This is a genomic window from Emticicia sp., assembly GCF_049241225.1.
GTDB lineage: Bacteria > Bacteroidota > Bacteroidia > Cytophagales > Spirosomataceae > Emticicia.
The window spans coordinates 1-6,946 of record NZ_JBMLRC010000448.1; the positions used below are offsets into that span (position 1 = coordinate 1).

Here is a 6,946-nt window from a genome sequence, read left to right on the forward strand (position 1 = left end):
GTTCCATAAAAAACTGATACAATGGCCTTGTGTTGCAAGTTTTCACAACTATTTAAGACCATTCCTACCTCTTGCTGAGTCAGAATATTGGGGTACAATTGTCGTTTGAGGGGATAAAACGAACGAGCTCGAATGGCGGGTAGTTGTAGGATGTGTTGAAAAAAACAACTCAGAGCCTGGGCGGCGGTATGGCATTTGCCCCACGAAGCATTAAAATGATCTTGGATATAACGTAGATAATTGATGATGTCGGTCTGGATCAGACTATGGGCTGAGCGGTCGGAATAATGACTCAGCAAATACCGAATCTCATAACTGTAATTGGTGACCGTTCGTGGTGAATAGCGTTTTGCTCGGAGGTAGTTTTCTAATTCCCGCAAAAGCTTTTCCGACTCTGCACTCAACTTAACAGCGACATAAAAACTGTTTTTTTGTTAACATCTGAAATATTGTTTTAAGTGAGTCGCTAAAGTAATCCTTTTTTTACTATTTTTACAAAAACCTTCAACAAAGTTGTCGGTTCAACACGGCATTGATGCGGTTGTTGAGTTCTATTTTGCCATCTAAGGCTGAAAGGACATTAGCTATTTTATCTTGGATTAATTTCTTTGTTGGAAGCCTTATTTCGAGAGATTTAATTATAGATAAATTTATCAAAGGGACAGTACTTCCAGTATTCTTACTGATAATATCTTTTACAATCCACGGACTCGAAAACCAATAATATGCAAACATTGGATTTACTTTCTCAGGATTTAGTCTAACTCTTATTTGCTTATTTGAGATTACATATTTAGAATAACTTAAATTTTTTTCAATTATCCCAACCTGCCCAATTGTTCCAGCAGCAGTAAAGATTAAATCATCTTCAATAGCATAAGCATTTAATTCTTCTGCCTTTTCTTCCGATATGAAAACAAATCCACTATCTTTAAATTTGCCAAATCCATTCGATAAATTGTTTCCTCTAATAACTGGCACCCCTGATTCTTGAAAAAATTTACTACTAATATCTGACCCGAATGGACCAGATATTATCGATTTCTTTTCCTTTAATGCAATATCATCTAATGTTACTATTTGACTCATCATTTTTCAAATTATTTTCAAACTCGGTTGTGGTGCTTATAATTTATCTAAAATATATTGTTGAAACCACGCAGGTTTCGTGTCAGACCGCATTAAAAGCTCTGAACCATTGGTAATTTCGGCAATACAAATTTGGTTTTCGGCCGAATTATCAAACAAATAAGCACGATTGGTTGCTTTTATGGCAGATAGCAGCAAATTGAGCGAACGATGGTAGCGGCTAATAATTTTATCCTGCGGCACATCATGCCCACCTTTTGCCACCCGATTCGCTACTCGTTCGATATTAATATTTGGGTCTTCGGTAGCCACATAATAAAGATAAGTTTTGTAGCCAAGTTCTTGTGCTTTTTGCAGCAACTGGATTTTATCGGGCGACGACATTACGGTCTCGAAAGTAAAAGACTGATGCTGTCTGAGTAGAAGAAAACGCACAAAATCGGCAGTTACCGATGCCCAATAAGAGTTTATGCCCACATCATGAAAATCAATTCGATTTTCGTAGAGCTTCAAATCATATATAAAATCATCTAATTCTGCCTTTTTGAGTAGGGTAGATTGCTCAAAAAAAGCTTTGAGTTCAGCCAACGTACAGCTCACACCGTAGGTGTCTAAATACAGAAAATCATCTTTTTTTATTGTCGCTTCTATTTCGTCAGGATTAATATATGCTCCCAAGAGTTCGGGTTTTAGCACTGATTTCATGGTGCTTTTGCCTGAACCATTGGGGCCAGCAAACATTCTCAATCGTGGCTGATATAGTTTATCAATCATAGCCTAATTTTTTCGCCAATCTTCGCCGATTGAGGTTTATTAATCTCTTTGACAAACTCTTTTGTACCATCAGGAAAAACCCTCATTAGTTTTCCCTTTTCGGCAACAAGTACACTCTGCCCCGATGCCAACGTTTGCCAATAGGCTTGCTTGGTGGCGGTTGCCATGAGTTCGGGTAGATGTTCTTCCAAATAATCAAGTGTTTTTTCGCTTAATTTCATATTTTTTGAGATTTAAACTCACGAAAGATACTTTAAATTCATCAATTGTTGCTTAATCTGGTCTTCCAAAGATTTCGATTCAGCAAACATATTTTCTAAATTCAGTTTATAACCATCCATTTTAGTACTGAATTCTTGGGGAGTAATATCAGTATATTCGATTTTTACATCAAAATACTGACCTGCACTAAACGAATAGTTCTTTTCGGCAATTTGTTCGTAGCTCAACACCACCGAAAAATCATCAACGGCTTCGTGGCGGTTAAAAGTATCAATGATTTGCTGCTCTTCGTCTTCCGAGAGTAGCGTTTTTTGGTTTTTACCTTCTTTTACTACTTTTCCGAGCTTCGAGGCATCCATCAGCACAATATCACCTTTGGTATTGGCACGGTCAAGAAACAATATCGAAACGTTTGTGCCAGTCGTAGCAAAAATATTGCTGGGCATACTCACCACACCACGTAGCATTTTCTGCTCAACTAATCGTTCTCGAATCTTACGCTCAATGCCACTTTGAGCAGTAATAAAACCCGTAGGTACTACAATTGCCGCCTTGCCAATGCTGGTAAGCGAATACATAATATGCTGAATAAAGAGTGGATAAATAGCCATTTTATCTTTATCCTTATTCGGAATATTCGCAACACCCGCAAAGAAGCGTTCACTGTTTTTGCCTGCCTGTAAGTCAGCGTGGTATTCGCTAAAGTCGAGCTTAAACGGAGGGTTTGATACGATATAGTCAAATTTCATTAGCTTTTCACCCTCTTTGTGATAAGGCGAAAGAATCGTATTGCCTTGAATGATATTTGGTATCGAGTGAACGAGGTTATTCAGAATCAAATTGAGTCGTAGCATCGACGACGATTTCTGCGAAATATCTTGTGAGTAAATCGTACAGCGGTCTTCGCCAATGGCATGAGCCAAATTCATCAAGAGCGTACCAGAGCCAGCCGAAGGGTCGTAGCAAGTTACATTCTGCACGGGAGCATCAACCAAACAGGCCGCCATGATTTTGGCTACGGCATGAGGGGTGTAGTATTCAGCATATTTCCCACCACCATCTTTGTTATAATCTTTTATTAAATACTCGAAAATAGTAGAGAAAAAGTCAAATTTTTGGTCAAAAATCTTTTCAAAACTAAAATTAACCAACTGATTGACAATGGCTTTACAGAAATTATCACGCTGCGAGCTATCAGAAACAAACTGACTTAGTTCATCAAAAAGTGTGATTTTTGAGCCCGTACCAGTCTTTACCGAGAAAATCTCGTTATTGAAAATAGCAATGTCTCGTAGGGTATCGTCAAAGGTTTTAGCAAATTCTTCGTCGTTTTGTTTATCAAACAAATAAGTCAAGAAATGTTCACGTTTGAGTTTGGCACTATCGGGGCTTAGTTGCAGCAGCAACATTTCGTAGTCTTCGTCGGTGTATTCTCTTATTTTATCTTCCCAACCTTTAGCATTTTCATCGTTTTCGTCAGTTTTTAAGCTTGGCTCAATCTGCTTTACTTCGTAGCCAAACTTATCATTCATAAATTTGTAAAGGAAAACCTGCGTAATGATTTTAAATTCGTTGCCATCATTACCCAATCCGTAAGAGGTACAAACACTTTTGAGGTTATCAATTAATTCTTTGGTCTTTGCTGTAAAATCTTGTACTACCATTTAGTTATTCCGTGAAATTCGTTTAAATATTCTTTTACTACACAAGTATTGATATACTTCGCAGAATCAGGTGCTAATTTAACACTTGTTTTCTGAAAACCCTTGATTACCATTTGCAGCATATTCTGCTCAAAGTAGGGTTCGTTATTGAGTAATCGCTGATTGATGAGTATTTTGTCATCGGCTTGCTGCTTTATATCGGTCAGTATTTCGTGTATTTCACTTTCTCGCTGACTGACATTTCCTCGCTCAACCAGTCGTTTATGCACACGAGCAAATTTTACATCGTTTTCGTACTTTGCCTTCAATAAATTATTTTTTCGGTTAATTTCAGTCGCCTTGTTATAAATCAATCGCAAAGCCCCAATATTAGCTTTCATTTCATCTTGCGAAACTTCATCGAGGTTTTTCTTGCTGAATAAGCGTTTTAATTCTTCGTAGAGCGATGTAAATTCGGGGTCTCGTTGGTCAAAATTACTGCTGAGAGCTTCACGGGTTTTGCGTAAAGTATCTTTCAGTTGGTCGGCTAAAACCAATTCACTCTCTGAGCGTTTCCGAAACATGAAAAGTACGTTTTCGAGGGCAACATTCAGTAAATTTGTTGTTTCGGGGCTGTTCATTACCGAATCTCTATCATTCAGTAATTGCAGTCGGTCGCTTGCCGCTTTAAACAAATCATTAAATTTTCGGAAGTCGGTCTTCTCCAAAAGGTCAAAATGCCCCAAATGCCTAATCACATTGTATAATTCACGTAGTGTGCCGAGTGCTTTCTTGATTTCGAGTACTTGCTTGCGGTCTTCTATTTCGGTGATTTGTCGAGAGAAATTTTCGGCATTTTTCAAGTCAAAATGAAAGAGTTGTTCTTTAATTTCCTTTATTTCGGCATCAATTTCTTCTTTCGATTTGAATAGATTGGAATAGGTTTCCATTTCGTCGCCTAATTCTTGCTGCAATTCATCGAAATAAGCACGATTGGTAGCATCAAACTCTTGACTGATGTCGGCAAAATCTACCACGTATCCATACTGAAAGTTTTTGTACGGACGATTCACCCTCGTAAGCGTTTGCAGTAAGTTGTGGTCTTTAACAACCCGCCCTAAATAGAGTTTTTTCAGACGTTTAGCATCGAAACCAGTGAGCAGCATATTATAGACAAACAGAATATCTATCTTACCTTCTTTAAATTCCTTAACTTCAACTTTTCGTTCTTCCTTTGAGCCAATATCATGTAAAATCAAGGCCGAAGTAAGCGGATTTGTATTTGTGAGGGTCGTTACGGCATATTTGGTGTTAAATATTTCTTGTAGCATTTTGGCTTGTTCTGAGCTATCACAAACCACCATAGCCCCGATGGTTTTATCGCCAAATTTTATTCTACTTTCAGTAAAGTCGTGAACGATATAATCGAGCATTGGCTCAACGAATCGCTCATGGGCATAAATGTATTTTTTATTAACTTTTCCCTTCAGAATCTCAATCTCTTTCATTGCCTGTACTAACTGCACCTTGTAAGTAGTTTCGATGTCTTCACGAATCAGTTTCAAGGTGTAGCCATCGGCAATTGAGGCATTGTAGTAGTATTTATGATAGTAATTGCCAAAAGTAGCCTTGGAGCTTCGGTCTTCGGCAATTAGTGGCGTTCCTGTGAGTCCGATAAGAATAGCGTTTTTATCAGAATTGGTCAAGTTTGCCAAAAAGCTACCTTTAGGGTCATAACTTCGATGAACTTCATCCAAAAAATAAACACGCTGAATATTGATGTTATAGTCAGTGGTTTTTAAGATGGTGGTTTCTTCTTTGAACTTATGAATGTTTACTACCGTAATTTCTCGTTGTCCAGTTTTATTATGAATAGCTGTTTGAGTTTTGAAATCGGCAATGAGTTCTTCTTTTGAGTTTACATTGTGAACAATCAAACCACGACTTTTAAATTCCATGCTCGCTTGGGTCAATAAATCAAGCCTATCAACGATAAAGTAAAACTTAGGCACAATTCCTTTCTGTTGGTAATAATCAGTTAGGAATTGCGTATTATAGAAAGCAAGAGCAGTCTTTCCGCTACCTTGTGTATGCCAAACGATACCTTTTGTGATGCCTTTATCTAACTCAGTTTCAATGGCTTTGGTAGCAAAAACCTGCGGATAACGCATGATGTGTTTTTGGAGTCCATCGTCTTCTCTTACATAAGCAATCCCAAATTTGAGTAAGAATCGAAACCTTTCTTTAGAAAACAACGAGGTAATCGTTCGGTTTGTAGGCGTATTAACCTCTTTATTAGTAATAAACTCTGGTGAATGCTTGAGAGTAATCAAATTATTATCTTTCAAGACAAAATTCTCGATGGTATCGTCTTCTGGTTTTAAGAGTACAGAAAGGTCTAAAGTTTGTTCTTCTCTAAAGCAGTTGAAAATTGTATCTTTGAATGAAGTAGTAGCATAAAAAGCCCCTTGAATCGGTACAATAGACTCTGTGTCATACTCCATATTGTTTGAAAACATCAATAGCTGTGAGATATTGATAAATTTCCTAAACCTTTTATTCCTGAAACGTTCATTGATTCTATTCTTCTCAGCCAGAATACCCTCTCTATTATTTGGCTTTTTTACTTCGATAAAAGCCAGGGGCATTCCATTGATAAGTAGCGTAATATCTGGGCGAAATTCATCTTCACCATTCTTGCAGGTTAGTTCAGTAACAATATGAAAAGCATTGTTATCGAAATTCTTAAAGTCAATTAGCTTTGTACCCGAAGTTGCGGTAAGTAGCTTATAAAACTCTTCACCTAAATCTTCATTATCTAAGACTAAAGATATTTTTTCAAGCATTCGCTTTATTTCTTGGTCTTCAAGTTCAGGGTTTATTCTGGCGATACTTTCCGAAAAAATATCAGTGAAGATGTTGGTATTTTCATCTCTTTTAGCGTTCGATAATGAGATATATTGGTATCCTAATCTGCAAAGATGAAGAATAGCAGGGATTTTTACTCGTGTGTTTTCATTGTGGGCCATAGTTTGATTTTACGATTTAATCCTTATTTATAAGTGATTTTTACTCAATACTTCATCCTTAATTTTGAATCTTTTTATTTAAAACCTGCCAATACCCTCCTTTATCAGGGCCAATACGCTCTAATTGTTGGTTTTCTTTTAGTTTTGCAATCTGTTTTTCAATCGCACTTTTTGATTTATTCAATGCAA

Annotated in this window: 6 protein-coding genes; all 6 read right to left on the reverse strand. The window is 37.1% G+C overall.

Annotated elements, in window-relative coordinates:
- A partial coding sequence (locus ACOVO2_RS23145; protein WP_421772247.1) for a phage integrase N-terminal SAM-like domain-containing protein occupies positions 1–380 on the reverse strand: 380 nt, incomplete at its 3' end.
- A 124-nt stretch (positions 381–504) separates the two neighbouring features.
- The gene (locus tag ACOVO2_RS23150; RefSeq protein WP_421772248.1) at positions 505–1,092 is read right to left on the reverse strand and encodes a restriction endonuclease subunit S; all 588 of its coding nucleotides are present in this window, start codon (positions 1,090–1,092) and stop codon (positions 505–507) included.
- 33 nt (positions 1,093–1,125) lie between these two features.
- On the reverse strand, positions 1,126–1,863 hold the full coding sequence (locus ACOVO2_RS23155) for a zeta toxin family protein (RefSeq protein WP_421772249.1): 738 nt from the start codon (positions 1,861–1,863) through the stop codon (positions 1,126–1,128).
- A complete protein-coding gene (locus ACOVO2_RS23160; RefSeq protein ID WP_421772250.1) occupies positions 1,860–2,084 on the reverse strand; it encodes a hypothetical protein in 225 nt (74 codons plus the stop codon). The genes ACOVO2_RS23155 and ACOVO2_RS23160 overlap by 4 nt, the downstream gene beginning before the upstream one ends.
- Before the next feature lie 18 nt (positions 2,085–2,102).
- Positions 2,103–3,749 (reverse strand): HsdM family class I SAM-dependent methyltransferase, encoded by a 1,647-nt coding sequence (locus tag ACOVO2_RS23165; protein WP_421772251.1) that lies wholly within the window; start codon positions 3,747–3,749, stop codon positions 2,103–2,105.
- Positions 3,743–6,757, reverse strand: a complete 3,015-nt coding sequence (locus ACOVO2_RS23170; RefSeq protein ID WP_421772252.1) for a type I restriction endonuclease subunit R — start codon at positions 6,755–6,757, stop codon at positions 3,743–3,745. The genes ACOVO2_RS23165 and ACOVO2_RS23170 overlap by 7 nt, the downstream gene beginning before the upstream one ends.
- Between the last annotated feature and the right edge of the window lie 189 nt (positions 6,758–6,946).

What these genes read in the sequence shown, in the direction of transcription:
- ACOVO2_RS23150 (WP_421772248.1), bottom strand. Translation starts at nt 1,092, where the DNA reads ATGATGAGTCAAATAGTAACATTAGATGATATTGCATTAAAGGAAAAG.
- ACOVO2_RS23155 (WP_421772249.1), bottom strand. Translation starts at nt 1,863, where the DNA reads ATGATTGATAAACTATATCAGCCACGATTGAGAATGTTTGCTGGCCCC.
- ACOVO2_RS23160 (WP_421772250.1), bottom strand. Translation starts at nt 2,084, where the DNA reads ATGAAATTAAGCGAAAAAACACTTGATTATTTGGAAGAACATCTACCC.
- ACOVO2_RS23165 (WP_421772251.1), bottom strand. Translation starts at nt 3,749, where the DNA reads ATGGTAGTACAAGATTTTACAGCAAAGACCAAAGAATTAATTGATAAC.
- ACOVO2_RS23170 (WP_421772252.1), bottom strand. Translation starts at nt 6,757, where the DNA reads ATGGCCCACAATGAAAACACACGAGTAAAAATCCCTGCTATTCTTCAT.